Source organism: Labrys okinawensis, from assembly GCF_047345005.1.
Classification (GTDB): Bacteria; Pseudomonadota; Alphaproteobacteria; order Rhizobiales; family Labraceae; genus Labrys; species Labrys okinawensis.
In genome coordinates this window covers 6,368,034-6,388,882 of the sequence record NZ_CP178864.1, presented here as the reverse complement: position 1 = coordinate 6,388,882, position 20,849 = coordinate 6,368,034, and the positions used below count along the sequence as shown (strand labels likewise).

Sequence of the window (20,849 nt, the reverse complement as noted above, 5' to 3'; positions counted from 1 at the left end):
AAGGGCCTTTGGTCCATTTCCTTGATTGAGGGTGGCTGCATGGAAGACGGCGTGCGCAAGATCGTGACCTATGTCGAGGACGTGAAGGTGGAAGGTCAGCGGGCAGTGCCAGGAACTTTTCGCCTGTTTGCTGCAGCCGCGGTCATCCAAAATCCGTGGGCCGGCAGAGGTTTCGTGGAGGACCTCAAGCCTGCTATCCATCAGGTGGCACCTAAGCTCGGTGCATTGCTCACCCAGCAGATGGTTGCTCTTGCCGGGTCCGGTGAGGCGATCGAGGCGTATGGCAAAGCAGCGGTTGTGGGAACGTCCGGCGAACTCGAACATGCGTCGGCCCTGATTCATACGCTGCGCTTCGGCAACCATTTCCGCAAGGCGGTCGGCGCCAAGAGCTATCTCAGTTTTACCAATACGCGCGGCGGCCCGAATTGTCCGGTCGTCATCCCCCTGATGGACAAGATCGATGAGGGGCGCCGCTCGCACTACCTCACGGTGCAATTTTCCATCCCAGACGCGCCTGCTCCGGACGAAATCGTGGTGGCGCTCGGCGGATCGATCGGAGGCCGTCCGCATCATCGCATCGGCGATCGCTATCAGGATCTCAAGGAGCTCGGGGCGACCGACAATGCGTGAGGAACGACTCCCGCATAAACTGGGTGAGGTGGCCGGCATCACCCGCGTTCTTCGGTCCGGCAAGGGCGACCCGGTGGTGCTGATCCATGGCGTTGGTCTCGACGCCTCGATCTGGGCACCGCAATTCGAGGCGCTTGGCGAGCGTTTCGACATTATCGCCTACGACATGCTGGGGCATGGCCGCTCCTCGCCTCCACCCATCGAGCCGCAGTTGTCCGACTATGCTGAGCAGACGCGCCAGCTTCTCGACAGCCTGGGCATCGAGAAAGCTCATGTTGTGGGGCACTCCATGGGCGCTCTCATTGCCATCGAGTTCGCTCTGAACCATCCCGGGCGTTGCCGGTCCATCACCGCGCTCAATGCCGTCTACTGCCGCTCCCCCGCCGAACGGAGCGGGGTGGAGCAACGCGCCGCCACGTTGGAGATCGTGGGTACGCAGACCTCGAACGCGGCCGCTATCGAGCGCTGGTTCGGCTCACCCGTACCTCCCGGCTTGGCGGCCAAGGCAGAGACCGTGAGCAATCTGCTGTGCACAGTCGATCCTGCGGGATATGCGCGCACTTATCGCCTATTCGCCACCTCGGACCGTGCTCACGAAGGCCGGCTTGGAGCGTTGCAGATGCCGTCGCTCTTCATGACCGGAGAGCTCGATGCCAACTCCTCGCCCGCCATGTCACGGCGTATGGCAGCCGAGGCACCACGGGCGCGGGCCGAAGTGCTGCCGAACGAGCGCCACATGATGGCCTTCGTGAACCCCGAGGCGGTGAACGGCATTCTGCAGACTTTCCTGGCCCTGCCGACGACGGATCCGGCTGCCTTCCGGCGAGCTCTCGGGGCATTCCCGACTGGCGTGACCATCGTTTCCACGGTGCAGCCCGACGGCACGCCGCGCGGTTTCACCGCCAATTCCTTCAGCTCCGTATCGCTTGATCCGCCCCTGATCCTGGTGTGCATCGCGCGGACAGCATCGAGCTACCCCATCTTCTCCGGCACGCGGCATTTCGCCGTGTCGGTCTTGGCCGAGCATCAGAAGGATGTCTCGCGCCTCTTCGCCTCCAAGACATCGGACAAGTTCAAGGGCTCGCGCTGGCGATGCGAGACAACCGGCAGCCCCGTGATCGAGGAGGCCGCGGCCTGGTTCGATTGCCGGACGCATAATGTCGTCGATGCCGGCGATCACATCATCCTGATCGGCGAAGTCGCCGCCTTTGGCGGCAGCGAAACCAACCCGCTTGGTTACTGCCGCGGTGCCTATGTCGATTTTGCCCTGTCGCAGAAGGCGCTGGCAGCGACAGCCGGCCAGGTCAGTGTCGGTGCGATCCTCGAAAGCGACAAGGCCGTGCTGCTCCTCGACCGGGGAGGGGGACGCTGCGACCTTCCCGAGGGCCACAGCCTGGAGCCGCGCGCCGATCCTGCTTCCCTTCGTGGTGTTCTGGCCAAGCTCGGTCTCGCCGTCGAACTTGGCTTCCTGTTCGCCGTGTTTGAGGAGCCGGGGGCAGCCAACTTCCAGCGCATCTACTATCGCGGTTCACTTCTCGCCCTGCCGGAGATTGCCGGACAGGCCCGGCTTTTTGCCTTCGACGAGATTCCCTGGAACGGCCTGCGGGACGACGCTGTCCGCTCGATGCTGCGCCGCTTCGTGCGAGAGCGCGAGGAGAACGAGTTCGGAGTCTATATCGGCAATGCCGAGGAAGGCACCGTCCACCGCGTCGACGAGTCTGGCAGGCCTTTCAGTGCGAGGAGCCCGGCATGAAGTTCTCTCTGTTCGTTCACATGGAGCGGTCCGATGTGAGCAAGCCACACCGCGAGCTGTTCGAGGAGTTGGGAGAACTGGCCGTTATCGCCGAGGACGCCGGGTTCGAGACCGTATGGATCGGCGAGCACCACGGCATGGATTTCACCATCGCGCCGAATCCTTTCATCCAGCTCGCCTACCTCGCCGCGAAGACCACGCGCATCAGGCTCGGTACCGGCAATGTGGTCGCGCCCTTCTGGCATCCGATCAAGCTTGCCGGCGAGGCGGCAATGACGGATGTCGCCTGCAATGGCCGGCTCGATCTTGGCATCGCGCGTGGCGCCTACATGTTCGAATATGAGCGCCTGGTGCCTGGCCTGGATGCCATGGGCGCCGGCTTGCGCATGCGCGAACTGGTGTCTGCGGTGAAGAAACTCTGGGCGGGCGACTATGCCCATCAAGGCGAATATTGGAGCTTTCCGAAGACGACGTCCTCGCCCAAGCCGGTGCAGGCCGACCTGCCGATCTGGATCGCCGCGCGCGATCCCAACAGCCATGATTTCGCGGTCGCCACGGGCTGCAATGTCCAGGTTACGCCGCTCGCAGCGGGCGATGCCGAGGTAGCCAGCCTCATGGAGCGCTTCAAGACCGCGGTCGCCAATCATCCTGAGGTGCCTCAGCCGAAAATCATGCTGCTGCAGCATACCTTCGTGGCGGATTCGCCGCAGGAGGCTCACCAGCTCTGCGACGACCTCAGCAGTTTCTACTGCCTCTTCGGCGCCTGGTTCCTCAACAAACGCCCCATCCACCAGGGCATCATGGCTCCGCTGACCGCCGAAGAGAAAGCGGCCATGCCGCAATATTCGCCGCAGGCCGTGCGGAAGAGCCTCGTCATCGGCGAACCCCACGAGGTGATTGCCCGGCTCAAGGGCTATGAGACGCTCGGTTATGACCAGTTCTCGATCTGGATCGATTCGGGCATTTCGCATGAGCGGAAGAGGAAGTCCCTCGAACTCTTCATCCGGCATGTCATGCCGGCGTTCGCCTGAGGAGACGCTGCATGGTCCGCCCCCGTTTTCAGCTCTATATCGATGGCGACTTCGTCGATGCAGCCGAAAGCTTCGAAAGCCTTGACCCCTCGACGGGGAAGGTGTGGGCCGACATGCCGGCTGCCAATGCCGAAGAGGTCGATCGCGCGGTCGAGGCTGCCCACCGCGCCTTCCTCGATCCGAGTTGGGCCGGGCTGACGCCAAGCCAACGCGGCAAGCTCCTGGTAAGGCTCGGCGATCTCGTCGCACAGCACGCCGGCCGGCTGGCCGAGCTCGAAACGCGCGACACCGGCAAGATCATCCGCGAGACCACGGCGCAGATCGGCTATGTCGCGGAATATTTCCGCTATTTCGGCGGCCTGGCCGACAAGATCGAGGGTGCGCACCTGCCGATCGACAAGGCGGATATGGAGGTATATCTGCGCCGCGAGCCGATCGGCGTCGTCGCCGCCATCGTTCCATGGAATTCGCAGCTCTTTCTCTCCGCAGTGAAGCTCGGCCCGGCTCTCGCCGCCGGCTGTACAGTGGTACTGAAAGCCTCGGAAGAGGGGCCGGCACCGCTGCTCGAATTTGCGCGGCTGGTGCATGAGGCGGGCTTTCCGAGAGGCGTCGCCAATGTGATCACCGGTTTCGGCGAACCCGCCGGCCGTGTGCTGACCAGCCATCCGCTCGTTGCCCGCGTCGCCTTCACGGGCGGGCCGGCGACCGCCCGGCATATCGTTCGCAACACGGCCGAAAACCTCGCCCACACCACGCTGGAGCTCGGCGGCAAGTCGCCGGTGCTCGTCTTCGCGGACGCCGATCTCGACAGCGCCGCCAATGCCGTTGTCGCCGGAATCTTCGCCGCCACCGGGCAGAGCTGTGTCGCTGGCTCGCGCCTCTACGTCGAGCGTACTGCGCAGGAGCGCTTTCTTGCGATCCTGAAGGACAAGGCAGCGGCCATTCGTATCGGCGATCCACAAGATAGCGCCACCGAAATGGGTCCGCTCGCCACGCGCCAGCAGCGTGATCGCATCGAGAGGGTGCTTTCCGCCAGTTTGGAGGCGGGCGCCGAGCTGGTCTGCGGCGGCCGCCGCCCACCCGGACGCCACGAGGGCTGGTTCTTCGAGCCGACCATCGTGCGGGCACGCGATAACACGGTGCCCTGTGTCGCCGAGGAGCTGTTCGGTCCGGTGCTGAGCGTCCTCGCCTTCGACGATGAGGAAGAGGCGGTGCGCCTTGCCAACGACACGCGCTACGGCCTCGCTTCGGGCGTCTTTACCAACAGCCTGACCCGCGCGCATCGGCTGATCCGGCGCCTGCGGGCCGGCATCGTCTGGGTCAACACCTATAGGGCCGTGTCCCCGATCGTGCCCTTCGGCGGCTACGGATTATCCGGCCTCGGCCGCGAGGGTGGGCGGGAGTCCATTCTCGACTACACCCGGACGAAATCTGTCTGGATCCGCACGAGCGACGATCCAATTCCCGATCCCTTCGTGATGCGCTGAGGAGCTGGGGTGATGATCTACGAGATGCGGACCTATCGCCTGCGAACCGGCACGGTTCCATCCTACCTCAAATTGGTCGAGGAAGAGGGCATCGCCATTCAGCGCGGTTATCTCGGCCAACTCGTTGGCTATTTCTTTTCCGAAATCGGTCCGCTCAACCAGATCGTGCACATCTGGGCCTTTGCGGACCTGAACGATCGCGAGCGGCGCCGCGAGGCCCTGGCTGCCGATCCGGCCTGGCAGGCCTTCATGCCCAAGATCCAGGCTCTCATCGAGACCATGGAAAACAAGATCCTGAAGCCAACCCGTTTCTCTCCTCTGGCCTGAGGCCGGTGGAGCACACTTAGCGAAAGAAGACGACCATCCGAGCAAAAAAGGGAACCATGCCATGACACGCCTTCGTTCCGCCGCGGCCGGCCTCGCCGCCCTATCCATTCTGGCGCTCGGCGCCGGATTCGCTCACGCCGCCGACAGCATGGTCTTCACCAGTTGGGGCGGCACCACGCAGGATGCGCAGAAGCAATCCTGGGCAGAACCCTTCACCGCGACCACGAGCATTGCGGTAAAGGAGGACGGCCCGACCGATTACGGCAAGCTGAAAGCCATGGTCGACAGTGGCAATGTCGACTGGGACGTTGTTGACGTCGAGGGAGACTTCGCTATCGCCGCGGCCAAGGCCGGCATGCTGGAGCCTATCGACTTTACGGTCGTCAACAAATCCGATCTTGATCCGCGCTTCGTGACCGATCATTCCGTCGGCAGCTTCTATTATTCCTTCGTACTCGGCTTCAACAAAGACGCGCTCGGCGGCAAGGAGCCCAAGACCTGGGCCGATCTGTTCGACACCGCCAACTTTCCCGGCAAGCGCACCTTCTACAAATGGTCTGCGCCGGGTGTGATCGAGATTGCCCTACTGGCCGACGGCGTGGCGCCCGACAAGCTCTATCCACTCGACCTCGACCGTGCCTTCAAGAAGCTCGATACGATCAAGTCCGACATCGTCTGGTGGACCGGCGGCGCGCAATCGCAGCAGCTGCTCGCTTCAGGCGAGGCGCCGATCGGCATGTTCTGGAATGGACGCATCTTTGCGTTGCAGGGCGACAATCCCAACATCGGCATCTCCTGGCAGCAGAACCTAACGGCAGCCGACGTGCTGGTGGTGCCTAAGGGCACGAAGAACAAAGAGGCCGCGATGAAGTTCCTCGCCCAAGCGACCAGCCCCAAGGGACAAGCCGACCTGGCGACTGCCACCAACTACGCTCCGACCAACCTCAAATCGGCTGCGATGATGGATACCAAGGCTGCTGCCGGCCTGCCGGACAAGTTCACGTCCTCGCAGATCAACCTCGACATGTCCTATTGGGCCGAGCATCGCGACGAGATCGGCAAGCGCTGGTATGACTGGCAGGCCAAATAAGCCGAGAGCGGAGCGACAACGAAGTCATGACGGCGATCTCCCGCCTCAAGGACGGGCCGGCTCAATCCGACCCCCATCAGCCCAGCAGGGCGATGGAGCGCCGGCGCCTCCTATCCGGCCTCGGCCAGGTGTCCCCGGCACTCGCCGTCATCACGTTCTTCTTCGTGATCCCCGTGCTGGTGCTTCTGTTGCGCAGCATCCTGGAACCTCAGCCGGGTCTGCAGAATTACGCCGAGGTCTTCGGATCGACGACCTACATCCGGGTCTTCGCCAATACATTCCTGGTGGCAGGCATCGTCACCGCAGTGACGCTCCTGCTCGCCTTCCCCGTGGCATGGCTGATGGCGATCGTACCGCGTCGTTGGGCGGACCTGCTGTTCGGCATCATCGTTCTTTCGATGTGGACCAATCTGCTGGCCCGGACCTATGCCTGGATGGTACTTTTGCAGCGCACCGGCGTCATCAATCGCGCCTTGATCGAGGTCGGCCTGATCTCGCAACCCCTGCCGCTGATCAACAATCTCGTCGGTGTCACCATCGGCATGACCTATATCATGCTGCCCTTCATGATCCTGCCGCTGCACTCGACGATTCGCACGCTCGATCCTTCGGTGTTGCGGGCGGCTTCGCTATGCGGGGCGAACCGCTGGCAGGTTTTCACCAAGGTCTTCCTGCCGCTGGTCGCCTCGGGCATCGGTGCCGGCGTCCTGATGGTCTTCGTGATGTCGCTCGGCTATTTCGTCACGCCGTCCCTCCTCGGTGGGACCTCCAACATGATGCTGGCTGAGCTCATCGCGCAGTTGGTGCAGTCGCTCCTGAATTGGGGCTTGGCCGGCGCGGCCGCAACCGTGCTGCTGGTCGTGACACTCGGCCTTTATGCGGTGCAGATCCGCTGGTTCGGCTTCGGCACGCAAGGGGGAGGGCACTGAATGTTGCTCGATTTCTCCCGTCTCGGCTGGCTGCGCTGGCTTCTGGTCGCCATCGGCGTGCTGGTCGGCCTGTTTCTGCTCCTTCCGATCCTGCTCATCGTGGCGCTTTCCTTCGGCTCCTCGCAATGGCTGCAGTTCCCTCCGCCATCCTGGACCTTGAAATGGTATCGTGCGCTGTTCAGTGATCCCGACTGGCTTGCCTCCCTGCTGACGAGCTTCGAGATCGCCGTCGTGGTGACCGTTCTGTCGGTCGTGATCGGCTTCATGGCCTCACTGGCGCTGACTCGGGGACGCTTTCCGGGGCGGGAACTCCTGCGCGCCCTTTTCCTGACCCCGATGGTGATGCCGGTGGTGGTGATGGCGGTATCACTGTATGCCTTCTTCCTACGCCTGCACCTGAACGGCACCTTCATCGGCTTCGTGATGGCTCATCTCGTGGTGGCGCTGCCTTTCGCCATCATTTCGATCTCGAATGCGTTGCTGCATTTCGATGTCGCGATCGAGAATGCCGCCATCCTGTGTGGCGCGACGCCGCTCGAGGCAAGGCTGCGGGTGACCATTCCGGCCATTCGGCTGGGCCTCCTTGGCGCAGCCATCTTCTCCTTCCTTGCCTCCTGGGACGAGGTGGTGATTGCCATTTTCATGGCAAGTCCGGATCTGCAGACCTTGCCAGTTCGCATCTACACCACGTTGCGCCAAGACCTTTCGCCCGTCATTGCCGCCGTCTCGGCGCTCCTCGTGGGCTGTTCCGCCCTTTTGTTGCTTCTCGCTACACTCCTGAGAAAGGAGACCTCCGCATGACGGATCCGTTCCTCGCCATTCGAGGTCTTGCGAAGCACTATGGCAGCGTCACGGCCGTCGAAGAGGTTTCGCTCGACATCGCACGGGGCGAATTCGTCACCTTTCTCGGCCCCTCCGGCTCCGGCAAGAGCACCACGCTCTATGTGATCGCCGGCTTCCAGGATCCTTCTGCCGGTGACGTTCTGCTCAACGGCAAATCCATGCTTCGTGTGCCTCCGAACGAGCGCAACATCGGCATGGTCTTCCAGCGCTATACGCTATTTCCTCATCTGAGCGTGGCCGACAACGTCGCGTTTCCGTTGCGGGTGCGGCGCCTGCCGCGTGCCGATGTTGATGCCAAGGTCAAGGCCATGCTCAAGCTGGTGCGCCTGGACGCCTACGCCGATCGCATGCCCGCACAGCTCTCCGGCGGCCAGCAGCAGCGTGTCGCGCTGGCACGGGCGCTTGCCTATGATCCGCCCATCCTGCTGATGGACGAGCCGCTGGCAGCGCTGGACAAGAAGCTGCGCGAGGAGATCCAGTACGAGATCAAACGAGTCCATCTCGAGACCGGCGTGACGATTCTCTATGTCACGCACGATCAGGAGGAGGCCCTGCGCCTGTCGGATCGCATAGCTCTCTTCAACCACGGGCGGATCGAACAGCTCGGCAGCGGACGAAGCCTGTACGAGGAGCCGGCTAACCGATTTGTGGCAAGCTTTATAGGGCACTCGAACTTCGTGTCAGGCATATTCGTCCAGGGAAACGGCGATCGACACGCGGTGCGCCTGCCGGATGGCACCCTTCTCCCCGCTATCTGTAACGAGAACCGGAGGCACAACGATGCGGTTGCGGTGATGATCCGCCCCGATGCTTTCGCCCTGCCGTTGTCCGGTGGGTCTCCGGAAACGCCAGGCATTTCTGTCGTCGTGAGGAATGCCACCTATCTTGGCGACGTGGTTCAGCTCGCGACGTCCACGCCTTGGGGCGAAGACCTCGATGTGCGCCTGCGCCAAAGCGGCGCCCCGTTGCCGCAGCAGGGCGAGGCGTTGAGGCTACGCGTTCACTGCGACAATCTCCGGGTCTTCAGCGAAAATTGAGTCCAGGTGCAACGGCAAGTGGCACCCACGCCGGAAGTGCTGGGCGCAGTGAGCGGAAGTTCGTCGCTCGTCAGCCTAAGGTAATTTCGTAGTGAAGGATCTGGGCCTCGCTGAGGGACGACCTTAATCCAGGTGAGATGACGCCGGAGCCGAAGAGGAGAACGTCTTCGCGGCGCACGAATACTTCATGGTCAGGGCCCGTCGACAAGAATGTACCCGACGAGCTTCGTTCTTCGAGCCGGGCCCTGCCGTTGGAAATGGTGAAGGTTGCGTGATGCCTCGAGACCCAGGGCCGCTCGACGACGATGTCGCATTCCGGGGATCGGCCGATGGTCACGAATTCGCCCTGACGGCAGGATCGCAGCAGATCTCCATAGCGGATGACCAGATTGATGTGCCGCTCTGGGGCGGAGCGCCTGTTGATAATGGTAGCCCCCCTGACGATCTGCGTGCTGAGGGCACGATCATCGCTCCACAAGGTGTAGACGTCGAAGAGCTCCTGCTTCCCTTTGAAGGCCATTTTGTCGAGGAGCCGCAAGGGACTGCGGCTCTCTGCGGAAAGGGCTTCGAAGAAGCTCTGGCTGATCAGCACCTCCCCTGGGTTGGCCGTGGTGGACAACCTTGCGGTGACATTGACGACGTCGCCGAATACGTCGCCCCGCGTGCGAATGACCGGCCCGAAATGCAATCCGATCCGAGCTCTCAACGACCCTTTCGGCAGCTCGCCGCTGATTTGGCAGACGGCCGTCAGCGCCGCCTCCGGTTTCTCGAACAGGCTGAGGACGTCATCGCCCTTCGAGTGGATGAAATTGCCGCCGTGCCGGGCGACGATCTCGCGTATCGCGTTGAGGTAATCCGAGATCTGTTGCAGCGCGGCATTGTCGCCGATGCGGTCATAGAGCGGGGTGCTGCCCACGACATCGGCCAAGAGGACTGCGGCTAGAACTCTTTCCTGATCCATCAACTCGTATCCGCCCCGAGAGCAAGGTCTATAATACACCAAAATTGCCTTCGACTTATCCGCTAGTAGTCTAAGATCGGATAGCTGACTTGCCGAACGCTTACGGTCTGCGGTCCGAAAGGAAATCTTACCTGTGCGCCCAGATCAGGCATCAAGCGCGGTTTTGCCGATCCGCCGAAGCAGACATCGATGACTGCGGAGCTGGAGGTTGGGTTGGCGCCATAAAAGCCATTGGAAGCATGCCTGGTAGCGACATTCTGCTTTCGCGCTGATGTCGGCCATTCATGCCTCTGGCCCGATCTTCCCAAAGCGGACAAGCCTTTGACCTCTTGTCGGTACTTCGTCGCCTCGCTTCTTGGCGACCGCCGATAGATGCAACCCCGGACATGCTCCAGATCAGCGACGGAACAGCACCCTCACACGCTAGTACTTCGAGGGTGTTTCCTTTGCATGGGGTTCAATATTTTCAATAGCTTATGCCCAGCCTAGAACCTATCCACCAACGCACTTTGAATAGGGTAGCCCGGCCGCATGTCGTAAATACCAAACACGGGAGGCCGGATCGGCAAAACGCCTGCGGCCGGGCCGTTCGGCCTCAACGCTCTGCTCAGCGTTGCGACCAGGCTGGGAACAGATTGGGGCGGCCCCTATTGCCGTGGGCGTGCGTTGCAGGCCTCGTCATAGCGCTTCAAAACCCGCTCAACCGACGCCATGACAATCGCTTGCGGCGAAGATACTTGAGCGGGGGTCAAAGAAAGATCCGGCAGGTATTGGGACAGGAGGGTAGCCGGGATAGCGATCCTTGAAAGTACGTTCTCCAGATTCAACCAAGCTTCTTGAGCCTTACCCTTGCCCCAGTAATAGCGTATACGGTCGCTATAGCTATAGTGGCGCTCGATATATTTATTTCTCGTTGAGCCTTTATAGTAACTATCCCAGTACATGGGCTCGTCGTTCATTATTTTTTCCATGGCTGCAGCCAATGGCCTGGCGCCGTATCCCTCGACAATTTCGGAGGCGATCATATCCAAGGCGTAGATCGTCTCCCGAAGGGCAAATGTCAGCTCGGGCCCAACTTTCAGGATAGGAAAGCCGTTCTGCACGAGCTGCGACAATGCCTCTTCCGACTGGTAATCGGTCGAGTGGGCTTCGTAGACGAAGGCCGGATACTCATTCAGCAGGTTGGTCAGGCCCGACGTGTTGCAAGGTGCGTAGGGAATGACATTGTCGTTCCCGAATTCAACACCCGGCTGGACCACTAGGGCGATGACCCTCTCATATGCGCTTTGCAAATTGTGCTTCGTGAAAACGCGGCGATGGATCTCGAGCGTTTCCCGCGCTGCATCCGCAGACGTTGGTGTGATGTCATCGAGCGCATGGTCAGCGCCGCCTGGGATGGGAACTTCTGTGCCAATGACATAGCAAGGCGGAGTGGCACCGCGGCGCCTCGCGATCTTTTCCGCGACTGAAGCCAGGCGTGCGGCTCTCTCAGCCGTCGTCTCATCATCGAGAGCGACTGGCTCGCCTGCGCAGCCCATTGAAGCATCGAGGTGGATCTTGGTGAACCCAGCCTCCACATAGGCACCGACCATCTCCTCGGCCTTCGCCAAGGCGGATTCAGCGCATTCCTTTCTCCAAGGGTTCGGACCGAGATGGTCGCCACCGAGAATAATGCGATCCGTCGACAGGTCTTCCTGAGCAGCAAGGTCCGCGACGAAACCCACGAATGCTTTGGGCGTTTGGCCGGTATACCCACCGAACTGATTGACCTGATTGCATGTCGCTTCGATCAGAAGGCTTTTGTTCAGCCGCCTTGCCTGCCGGAGAGCGGCCCTCAGGACCAATGGATGAGCAGAGCAGACCGAAGTAATGCCGACCGGATGGCCGTTCGTGCGAGATTTTGCGAGGTTCGTCAGAACAGCGTTCGTCATGATCCAGGCGTTCCTTCGATGAAGTTGTTCAGTTCATGCAGGGTCGAAACACCCTCCATAGGACCTTGTCGGGTCACGGTTCGAGCGCCGGCGGCGTTCGCCATCAGAAGCGCTTTGTCAGGGTCCATGCCAAGCCGGCGGCACGTCAGATACGTCGCGCCAAAGCAATCGCCGGCGCCTGTCGGATCGATCTCGGTGACCTGGAACGCCTTGGCGTCGCCGATCGAACCGTCGTGCCGGAAGTAGGAGGCTCCTTCCGACCCACGCTTGAGAACAATTTCGCTTACGCCCAGGTCGAACAGCGCGGACAAGGCCTCCTCGTGATTGCGCCGACCTGCGACCGCCAGCAACTCGTCGCCGGACGGCAGTAGGAGATCGGCCTGCTGCAGGAGCTTCTCGAAGCTTGAAGAGGCAGAACCATCCGTGAGGAGTTCCTTGCGAACATTCGGGTCGAGGGACACCGATCCCCCGCGTGCGCGAATGGCGGTCAGTGCAAAGTCGATAAGCGTCGCGACGCCCGGGATGGCCAAAGAGGAGCCCATGACGTGAAGATGGCCTGCCTTTTCGGCAATCACCCTTACATCGGGCGTTAGCGACAACTGGCCCGCTGCGGAGTGGGTGATGTTGAAAATGAAGTCTCGAGCGCCGTCAGGCCGATATCGGACGAAGGCGCTCCCGGTCGGACGATTGGCGTCAATTGTCACAGCCGAGACATCGACGCCGTCGCGACGGAGGCGCTCAAGGTTCAGCGTGCCGAAGTCGTCATCGCCGACCGAGGAGACGATCGCAGCGCCTCCGCCAAGACGTGCGACCTGATCGATGAAAATAGCCGGTGCCCCCGAGGGAAAGGGTCCCGCGAACGTCTGGGGTTCGCTGAAGCCTTCTCCCTGCGATGTCGCCATGATCTCCACCAGGATCTCGCCGATGGTGAGGGTTGGTCCGAGGGATTCCGGTGCGATCGGCTGATGTGAACGCATGGCCATGTCCTGTCTGGATTGATCGGATTGACCGCTCAGCTCATCCAATTGCCGCCATCGACATTGTAGGTCTGGGCCAGGATGTAATTGCTCTCAGCGGATGCCAGGAAGATCGCGAGGCCAGCGATGTCCTCGGGGTTTGCGAAGCGGCCGATCGGCACGGCCTTCGCAACGGCGGCCTTCTTCTCGCCCGGCTTGAGACCTTCCCATTTGGCGAAGCTTGCGTCGACGACATCCCAATGCTCGCCATCGACAACACCCGGCGCAATCGCATTGACATTGATGCCATGCTTGACAAGAGCAAGCGCAGCAGATTGCGTCGCCGAGATAATGGCCGCCTTGGAGGCACAATAGAGCGTGACAAGGGCTTCGCCTCTGCGGCCGGCCTGGCTTGCCATATTGATGATCTTGCCACCGCGGCCGCGAGCGATCATCGCATTCGCAACGGCCTTCATCATGAAGAGCGGGCCCTTCAGATTGATGTTGAAGACGCGATCGTAGCTGGCTTCGGAAATGTCCTGGATCGGCGCCATGTCGAAGATGGCTGCGTTGTTCACGAGGATGTCGATGCCACCAAACTCCTGATCGACCTCTTTGACGATACGTTCGATGTCGTCGAGCTTTGTCACGTCCAGCCGGATGGCCTTGGCGGCGGGGCCTATGTCCTTGGCGCCGCTTTCCGCCCTGGCGATATCGATGTCGGCGATGATGACTTTTGCGCCTTCGGCCACAAAGGCCTTGGCGAAACCGTAGCCAATGCCGCGTGCTGCGCCGGTGATGAGTGCTACTTTGCCTTCAAGTCTCATGTCTTCATCCTCGAATGATTAGCCACTTGGATACGATCCCCCATGCGCCATTCCACATGCGGGAAAGGTCGTTCGGATCAGGTGCAGTGATCTCCGAATAACTCCGGCCCTAAACCTGTCGTGGGGCAATGTCGGTAAGAGGCTGTCCCGTCCAGGACGGGACAGCAGTTGGGCACGAGGAATTACTTGATGTAGCCGGCCTTGGTCATGACACGGCTCACCTGCTCCTGCGAGGTGGAGAGCGCGTCATCTATGCTCTCAGTGCCGGCAAGGGCAGACGAGAACTGCTGACCGACGTTCGTTCCGAGGCCCTGGAACTCAGGAATTGCAACGAACTGCACGCCGACATAAGGCACTGGCTTGACCGTAGGATGGGTGGGATCTGCCGACATGATCGAGTCGAGCGTGATTTTGGCAAACGGCGCGGCCTGCAGGTAGTTGTTGTCCTTGTAGAGCGAGGTACGGGTACCTGGCGGAACGTTGGACCATCCGTTCGTCTTGGCTACGAGATCGAGATATGGCTTGCTCGTCGCCCAGGCCAGGAACTTCTGCGCCGCATCAATCTTCTTGGACGAAGCCGGGATGGCGAGAGACCAGGCCCAGAGCCAGTTGCCGCCCTTGCCCAGGCCGGCATTAGGCGCCACAGCAAATCCAACCTTGTCGGAGACGGTCGATTGCTTGGGGTCAACGACGAAGGATCCAGCCGACGTCGCATCGATCCAGATGCCGCACTTGCCTTGGTTAAACAGGGTCAGATTTTCTTGGAAGCCGTTTGTAGGAGCACCTTGCGGGCCATACTTCTTCATCAGGTCGACATAATAGGTGAGTGTCGCCTTCCATTCAGGCTGATCGAATTGAGGCTTCCAGTTCTCGTCGAACCAGCGAGCGCCGAACGAATTCGCCAATGAGTCGATGAAGGCCATGTTCTCGCCCCAGCCCGCCTTGCCGCGGAGGCACACGCCGTAAACGCCGTTGGCGGGGTCGTTCATCTTCTGGGCAGCTTCCTTGACGAAGTCCCAAGTCGGCTGCTCGGGCATTTTGAGCCCGGCCTTTTCGAGCAGATCCTTGCGATACATCGTGAACGAAGATTCTCCATAGAACGGGGCTGCGTAGAGCTTGCCGTCATAGCTCAGCCCGGCCCGGATCGGGGGCAGGAGATCGTCGACGTCGTAGCTCTTATCGAAGTCCAGCGGCGCCAGCCAACCCTTCTTGGCCCAGATCGGAACCTCGTAAGTGCCGATTGTGAGGATATCGAACTGACCGGCCTTGGTGGCAATGTCCTGGGTGACCTTGTCGCGCAGCGCGTTTTCTTCGAGCGTCACCCAGTTCAACTGAATGTCGGGGTTGGCCTTCGTGAAATCGTCGGTCAGCTTCTGCATGCGAAGCATGTCGCCATTGTTCACGGTAGCGATCGTAAGGGTCTCGGCATGTGCATACGCGGCCGTACCCGCGAGGGCCGCTATGCACACGGCTGCCTTCCACACTCTCCTCATGTCGTTCTCCCGTTTAGGGGCGGGGGGATTGATCTCAATCCTCGAATTCCCGCTCCCGACGAGCCCTATTTGTCTGAAAATATCTCATTCGTCAATATCGCATGTATACAAATTTCTTATCGCGCGTAAAAATTTTCGACGACATTCGTTTAGCACGTGCGTTACGTGCAGAGCTTTGGCATAAAGAGTAGGAAAACTTTTTTTGCGGGGTTAAGAGCAGCGTATGTCAGTTTCGGAAGCAGAGGATTTCGGCGGATCAGGAAGGATCCGAACGATGGAGGAATTCGCTCTTGCGGCTGGCCTCTCGCGTCCGACTGTGTCGAAATATTTCAAAGACCCGGATAGCGTGCGACCGGCTACACGCGAACGCATTGAACACGCGATGGGACGGCTAGGTTATCAGCCCAATCTCCTCGCTGTAAACGTCAATCGCAAAACACCAAAGATGATTGGAATCATCGTCCCATCGTTGCTTGATCCGTTTTATGCGGCTCTCGTTGAGCAGGTGGAATTGAGTGCGCTAGACGAGGGCTATTGGACAATCGTCCTGAATTCGCACGGCCGGCGCTCGATGGAGCAGCGTGCCGTTCGCAATCTCATGTCCATGCGTGTCGCCGGATCGATCGTTGTCCCTCTCGGCACGACTTCGGAGATCTCAACCCTCAAGGAGCTGGCAGGTACGTTTCCCCTCGTGCTCGCCGATACGCGCATCGATGTCGAAGCGCCTTTTGTCGGAACGGACAATTTTCAGAGCATCTCCCTGATCGTCGACTACCTGCTCCGCACTGGCGAACCGCCCTGCTATTTCGATATGCCGCGCGTCAATCGAAACGCCATCGAACGACGGGAAGCCTATATCCGCGCCATGGAGCGGAGGAATGCACGTCCTGAAGTCATTTCGGCCCCAGCCCACAGCTGGGAGTTTGAAGCCGTGGCGTTTGAGCACACGGCAAAGCTGCTGTCGAGGGGACCGCTCCCCACCAACACCATCCTCTGTGCCACCGATCGAACCGCATTCGGTGTGATGGCGGCGGCCAGCGAACATGGTCTTGCCGTGGGACGGGAGGGGCAGCTTCGAGTTGCCGGTCATGACGACCATCCCTTCAGCCGCTTTGCTAGCCCCTCTCTTACAACGGTGGCGCAGGACGGTCATAAGATGGCGACACTGGCACTGAAAATGTTGATAGGTCGCATTGTCGAGGAGGCGAATGAGGGCGAAAACGCTCATCTCCTGGAAGCACAGCTCCGCATGCGTAATTCTGCATGACGTGATCGTTTGTGGGCTCGAGGAGAAAGAGCGACTTGCGACAGCGATCTTTGGTGTTGCCAGCGGCCATTCGCTTACGCCAGTTGAAAGCGTGAGACCCAAGGAATGCATCCATTGGTCTTGGACGCTACGGGCGTTCGTGCCCTAGGCTTGAAAACTCCCATCTAGGGGCTCGTGCGGATCGGATCAGTTTTCTCAAGACTTTTGAGAAGGCTTTGCGGGACCTCGATACCGTAGCGCGTCGACCAGCAGCGCAAAGGCTTGTGTTGGCTGGCGGCGGCTCGGGTAGTAGAGGTGGTAGCCCGAAAAGGGCGCGCACCAGTCGCTGAGCACGCGGACCAGACGACCGCTTTTGAGATCGCCGCTCACCTGTTCTTCCGTCAGATAGGCGAGACCAAGGCCTAGCCGCGCAGCGGCGAGAATGAGCCCGGATGTTGCAAAAACAAGCTGGCCGCTGACGCGCACATTCAACTCCCGCCCGGATTTTTCGAACTCCCAGCTGTAAAGCCCGCCATGGGTGGGCAGGCGCAGATTGATGCAGTCATGCTCTGTCAGGTCCTGCGGCGTCATCGGCGGCCTGCGCTCGGCGAAATACGAGGGAGCGCCGACCACAGCCATGCGCGCATCCGGCGCAATGCGGACCGAAATCATGCCGCTGGCGACCATCTCGCCGAACCGCACGCCAGCATCGAACCGCTCGGCCACGATATCTGTCAGTCCGAAATCAGTAATGATTTCAACTTTGATATCGGGGTATCTCGGCAGGAAGTGCCCCAATGCGGGAAGGAGGACCGACGCCGCGGCGTTCTCGGTCGCAGTCAGTCGGATCGTGCCAGCGGGCTTGTCACGCAGCGCCATCACGGCCTCCAGCTCGGCGTCAACTTCCGCATAGCGCGGGCCGATCGTGCGCAGCAGGCGTTCGCCGGCCTCCGTCGCCGATACGCGGCGCGTTGTCCTTGTCAGAAGCCGCACCCCCAGCCGCGCTTCAAGGCCACGCATGGTTTGGCTGAGCGCCGATTGCGACACGCCAAGCTGCGCCGCCGCGCGCGTGAAGCTTTGCTCCCGCGCCACCACGAGAAAGGCGACAAGATCGGCAGCCGTTTCCCTCTGCATTAAGAAGTCTCTCTAATGAGCCTATGCGGATTATACCCAGTTATCGCAGGCAATGGTGCTTGTTATTTTTGGGAACACGAGGGCGCAGTCTTGCCCCTCCTCTCGAAAGGAGTTTCGCCGTGGAGATCAAACGCAGCGGTGCGCAGCCGTCCGGCAAAGGTCCCGCCGACTGGTTTACCGGCACGGTTCGCATCGATCCACTATTCAGCCCGCCTGAGCCCGCCCGTGTTTCCGGCGCGCTTGTGACATTCGAGCCGGGCGCGCGGACGGCTTGGCACACCCATCCTCTCGGGCAGACGCTGATCGTTACAGCCGGCTGTGGACAGGTGCAGCGCCAGGGCGGCCCCATCGAAGTCATTCATCCCGGCGATGTCGTGTGGTTCCCGCCGGGTGAGAAGCACTGGCATGGGGCAGGTAAGACCACTGCAATGAGCCACATCGCCATTCAGGAAAAGCTTGACAGCAAGTATGTCGATTGGATGGAAAAGGTCACAGACGAGCAATATGGCGGCTGAGGGCCGCGTATGGATGGCCGTTGCTTTCTCCAAATGTCGATAGATTCTCACCTTCACAATGCTTTTTTTGAGGAATTCACCCCATGGCAGAAGAACCGGTAAACGCACGAAAGAATATTGGCGATATCGCGCCTCATCTCGGCACCATAAAGACCATGCTGCGCGTGTAATCGAGAGACAGTCGATGCCCCATGTGATCGTGAAGCTCTGGCCTGGCACGTCTGAACAGCAGAAGCAGAAGCTTGCCGACGGCATGACGAAAGCAGTTATGACGAGCCTCGGCTACGGCGAGGACTCTGTTTCGGTCAGTTTGGAAGAAATCGCGTCCGGTGACTGGACCGAAAAGGTCTACACGCCCGATATCATCAATGGTCCCGGCAAGCTCTATAAGCGGCCGGGCTATAAACCGTTCTGAACAACGGCCAAAGGAGCCGTACGATGGAAAAACGCATACTCGGCCAAGGGCTGGAAGTCACGGCTCTCTCGCTCGGCGCGATGGGCTACGGCAAATCACGCGACATTCCCGATCGCCCCGATATGATCGCGCTGCTGCGCAAAGCCGCCGATCTCGGCATGGATTTCTTCGATACCGCCGAAGCCTATGGCCCCTGGACAAACGAGGTCATGGTGGGCGAAGCGTTTCGCGGTATCCGCGACAAGGTGAAGATCGCGACCAAATTTGGTTGGGATATCGATCAGGACACCGGCGAGCATCGCGGCAGCGTCAACAGCAAGCCGGCGCAAATTCGCAGCGCGGTCGAAGGCAGTCTGAAGCGGCTCGGCACGGATTACATCGACCTCTATTACCAGCACCGCGTTGACCCCGACGTGCCAATGGAGGAGGTCGCGGGCGTCGTGAAAGACCTGATCCAGCAGGGCAAGGTTCGGTTTTTCGGCCTCTCGGAGGCCGGGGCGAACTCCATTCGCCGCGCGCATGCTGTCCAGCCAGTGGCGGCGCTTCAAAGCGAATACTCGCTTTGGACGCGCGAGCCCGAGGACGAGATCATTCCGACGCTCGAAGAACTCGGCATCGGCATGGTTCCCTTCAGCCCGCTCGGCAAAGGCTTTCTCACCGGTACGATCGATGCCGACACGAAGTTCAGCGATACCGATATGCGTCGTACAGTTCCACGCTTTGCCTCCCAAGCGCGTGACGCCAATCAGCGCCTCGTCGATCTGCTGCGCAATGTTGGTGAGCGGCACAGGGCAAGCCCGGCGCAGGTGGCGCTCGCATGGCTGCTCGCTCGCAAGACCTGGATCGTGCCCCTGTTTGGCACCCGCAAGCTTGAGCGGTTCGAGGAGAATATCGGGGCGCTGTCCGTGCATCTGACGGCGGACGATATCCGCGAGCTGAACGAGAGCAGGGTGGCGATGCCGGTAGAGGGTAGTCGATACCCCGAGGAACAGATGCGCCGCGTTGGCCTCTGACAGCTTCAATGATGAGGCTTTCGCAAGAATCTTGAAGGCTGAATAATTGAACAACGATCCAGGCGCTATTACCCGTGTGAGGCGTCAAGATCCCGGTATCGGATATAGTGCTTCTCAATTGGCACATTTTAAAACAAACATTATCCGTCCGGGCATCAACTACAGGTTCGATTGACGCTATTTTCCTATTTTATTCCCACCGCGTCGTCCGGCGTTTCGCCATAGCGAGCCAGGATCACAGGGTCACCAAGAACACCCGCAGCCAGGTCGCCGGAGTGTGAGAAAGCGATTGTCCCCACGACCTTGGCGACGCGCCTTGCCCTCCCCACCATGTTGAATGCCCGGAAATTCGCCCTGGCCGCGTCGGGTACCTCTTCGGGCTCGAGACCCAGCAGCTCTCCGCGATGATCACGTGTAAAGGGAAGAACCAGGTAACGGGTGACCTGCGGCATGACCATAACCCCCGAACCCATGTGTCAATGCATTCCGGTATCGCGCCGCTATTAGCAGTCTATTAGGCGCCCTCAAGGTGCACAGCGCCAAAAGGATAAGTATTTCTATGTCATGGAGGTATGCCGGTTTGGTTCCTCAATGTCGGCTAAGGATTACTTTCCGCCGCAGGGTGCAGGAAGGAGGCTCGCCAGGGAGGTCTGTCCTCTGAGCGGGCGAGCCCCCAGCCAGGGGAAATGACCCGTGTAGGATGGGGAGCCCGTCTTGTCGGAACCGAGATTGGTACGACGGGCTCCCCGACGGTTTTCGCCTTCGTTTCTCATGCCCGCTCATAGGAGAAGCGATTGGCAGAGGAGACGCTGGGAATGCCGGTGTCGACGGTTCTCATCGAGCGGGGTGTACGCTCTGCCGACATCGGGCTTCCCAATGAAGGGCGACCCGTCCCAATTGTAACAAGTAAGGAACCATGATGGTTCCAGCCTATTTCTTGGGCTTGCCCTGCTTTTTCTCGTGAACTGCCCACATGCGATTGATGTCGCGTTGGCTGGTGAACGCCACTCTCGACCGGAATGTCTTCGGCGCCGGCAGTACGAGATCCTTGCGGAGTCGCTTAAGAAAGGCTTCCCGCCGGTCAGGGGCGATATCGTGCCCCTCGAAGAAGGCTTCAATAGTCTTCCTGAGCGCCCGATAGATGCGCTCTTCGCCTTCCAGGGGCGAACTCTGGTCGCCTGACGCCGCGCTCATTGCTCAAACAGACCCTTCCAACAGTATAAAGCAAGCT

At 60.4% G+C, this 20,849-nt stretch carries 21 protein-coding genes; 13 read left to right on the top strand and 8 right to left on the bottom strand.

Translation table 11 applies throughout. The features are described 5' to 3' along the window. Nucleotides 1-39: 39 nt before the first annotated feature. The 9 genes from ACMDCR_RS29685 (at nt 40) to ACMDCR_RS29645 (ending at nt 9,127) form a co-directional block, all read left to right on the top strand. Entirely contained in the window at nt 40-630 is a 591-nt protein-coding gene (locus ACMDCR_RS29685; protein ID WP_413990056.1) for an amino acid synthesis family protein, read from the top strand. Further along, the gene (locus ACMDCR_RS29680; protein ID WP_413990055.1) at nt 623-2,383 is read left to right on the top strand and encodes an alpha/beta fold hydrolase; all 1,761 of its coding nucleotides are present in this window, start codon (nt 623-625) and stop codon (nt 2,381-2,383) included. The genes ACMDCR_RS29685 and ACMDCR_RS29680 overlap by 8 nt, the downstream gene beginning before the upstream one ends. After that, nucleotides 2,380-3,414, top strand: a complete 1,035-nt coding sequence (locus tag ACMDCR_RS29675) for an LLM class flavin-dependent oxidoreductase (protein WP_413990054.1) — start codon at nt 2,380-2,382, stop codon at nt 3,412-3,414. Before ACMDCR_RS29680 ends, ACMDCR_RS29675 begins: the two co-directional genes overlap by 4 nt. Nucleotides 3,415-3,425: 11 nt before the next feature. Further along, complete coding sequence (locus ACMDCR_RS29670; RefSeq protein WP_413990053.1) at nt 3,426-4,901, top strand: aldehyde dehydrogenase; 1,476 nt, start codon at nt 3,426-3,428, stop codon at nt 4,899-4,901. A gap of 12 nt (nt 4,902-4,913) precedes the next feature. After that, a complete protein-coding gene (locus tag ACMDCR_RS29665; protein WP_413990052.1) occupies nt 4,914-5,228 on the top strand; it encodes an NIPSNAP family protein in 315 nt (104 codons plus the stop codon). Between the two features lie 61 nt (nt 5,229-5,289). Continuing rightward, nucleotides 5,290-6,318: an ABC transporter substrate-binding protein gene (locus ACMDCR_RS29660; protein WP_413990051.1), complete on the top strand. Its 1,029-nt coding sequence runs from the start codon at nt 5,290-5,292 to the stop codon at nt 6,316-6,318. A gap of 92 nt (nt 6,319-6,410) precedes the next feature. Further along, nucleotides 6,411-7,247 carry an ABC transporter permease gene (locus tag ACMDCR_RS29655; protein WP_413993762.1) on the top strand — a complete coding sequence of 279 codons (837 nt, stop codon included), beginning with the start codon at nt 6,411-6,413 and terminating at the stop codon, nt 7,245-7,247. Then, complete coding sequence (locus tag ACMDCR_RS29650) at nt 7,248-8,048, top strand: ABC transporter permease (protein ID WP_413990050.1); 801 nt, start codon at nt 7,248-7,250, stop codon at nt 8,046-8,048. Then, on the top strand, nt 8,045-9,127 hold the full coding sequence (locus ACMDCR_RS29645; protein WP_413990049.1) for an ABC transporter ATP-binding protein: 1,083 nt from the start codon (nt 8,045-8,047) through the stop codon (nt 9,125-9,127). Before ACMDCR_RS29650 ends, ACMDCR_RS29645 begins: the two co-directional genes overlap by 4 nt. A 70-nt stretch (nt 9,128-9,197) precedes the next feature. Here ACMDCR_RS29645 and ACMDCR_RS29640 read toward each other — a convergent pair whose 3' ends face one another. The 5 genes from ACMDCR_RS29640 to ACMDCR_RS29620 form a co-directional block, all read right to left on the bottom strand. Beyond that, a complete protein-coding gene (locus ACMDCR_RS29640) occupies nt 9,198-10,088 on the bottom strand; it encodes an adenylate/guanylate cyclase domain-containing protein (protein WP_413990048.1) in 891 nt (296 codons plus the stop codon). A gap of 647 nt (nt 10,089-10,735) precedes the next feature. After that, nucleotides 10,736-12,019: a D-tagatose-bisphosphate aldolase, class II, non-catalytic subunit gene (locus tag ACMDCR_RS29635; RefSeq protein WP_413990047.1), complete on the bottom strand. Its 1,284-nt coding sequence runs from the start codon at nt 12,017-12,019 to the stop codon at nt 10,736-10,738. Beyond that, entirely contained in the window at nt 12,016-12,996 is a 981-nt protein-coding gene (locus ACMDCR_RS29630) for a sugar kinase (protein ID WP_413990046.1), read from the bottom strand. The genes ACMDCR_RS29635 and ACMDCR_RS29630 overlap by 4 nt, the downstream gene beginning before the upstream one ends. A 35-nt stretch (nt 12,997-13,031) precedes the next feature. Beyond that, nucleotides 13,032-13,802 carry an L-iditol 2-dehydrogenase gene (locus ACMDCR_RS29625; RefSeq protein WP_413990045.1) on the bottom strand — a complete coding sequence of 257 codons (771 nt, stop codon included), beginning with the start codon at nt 13,800-13,802 and terminating at the stop codon, nt 13,032-13,034. Between the two features lie 182 nt (nt 13,803-13,984). Next, complete coding sequence (locus ACMDCR_RS29620; RefSeq protein ID WP_413990044.1) at nt 13,985-15,295, bottom strand: ABC transporter substrate-binding protein; 1,311 nt, start codon at nt 15,293-15,295, stop codon at nt 13,985-13,987. A 274-nt stretch (nt 15,296-15,569) separates the two neighbouring features. On the opposite strand from ACMDCR_RS29620, the gene ACMDCR_RS29615 reads away from it, so the two are divergent. Continuing rightward, complete coding sequence (locus ACMDCR_RS29615) at nt 15,570-16,562, top strand: LacI family DNA-binding transcriptional regulator (protein ID WP_413990043.1); 993 nt, start codon at nt 15,570-15,572, stop codon at nt 16,560-16,562. 195 nt (nt 16,563-16,757) lie between these two features. Here ACMDCR_RS29615 and ACMDCR_RS29610 read toward each other — a convergent pair whose 3' ends face one another. Then, a complete protein-coding gene (locus ACMDCR_RS29610; protein WP_413990042.1) occupies nt 16,758-17,675 on the bottom strand; it encodes a LysR family transcriptional regulator in 918 nt (305 codons plus the stop codon). 119 nt (nt 17,676-17,794) lie between these two features. Here ACMDCR_RS29610 and ACMDCR_RS29605 point away from each other — a divergent pair, with 119 nt between their 5' ends. The 3 genes from ACMDCR_RS29605 (at nt 17,795) to ACMDCR_RS29595 (ending at nt 19,618) form a co-directional block, all read left to right on the top strand. Beyond that, entirely contained in the window at nt 17,795-18,190 is a 396-nt protein-coding gene (locus ACMDCR_RS29605; protein WP_413990041.1) for a cupin domain-containing protein, read from the top strand. A gap of 184 nt (nt 18,191-18,374) precedes the next feature. After that, nucleotides 18,375-18,605 (top strand): tautomerase family protein, encoded by a 231-nt coding sequence (locus ACMDCR_RS29600; RefSeq protein WP_413990040.1) that lies wholly within the window; start codon nt 18,375-18,377, stop codon nt 18,603-18,605. A 23-nt stretch (nt 18,606-18,628) separates the two neighbouring features. Further along, nucleotides 18,629-19,618: an aldo/keto reductase gene (locus tag ACMDCR_RS29595; RefSeq protein WP_413990039.1), complete on the top strand. Its 990-nt coding sequence runs from the start codon at nt 18,629-18,631 to the stop codon at nt 19,616-19,618. Nucleotides 19,619-19,803: 185 nt separating this feature from the next. On the opposite strand, the gene ACMDCR_RS29590 is transcribed toward ACMDCR_RS29595, so the two are convergent. Beyond that, nucleotides 19,804-20,091: a hypothetical protein gene (locus tag ACMDCR_RS29590; RefSeq protein WP_413990038.1), complete on the bottom strand. Its 288-nt coding sequence runs from the start codon at nt 20,089-20,091 to the stop codon at nt 19,804-19,806. 457 nt (nt 20,092-20,548) lie between these two features. Then, nucleotides 20,549-20,812, bottom strand: coding sequence for a hypothetical protein (locus ACMDCR_RS29585; RefSeq protein ID WP_413990037.1), 264 nt, complete (start codon nt 20,810-20,812; stop codon nt 20,549-20,551). Nucleotides 20,813-20,849: the final 37 nt, after the last annotated feature.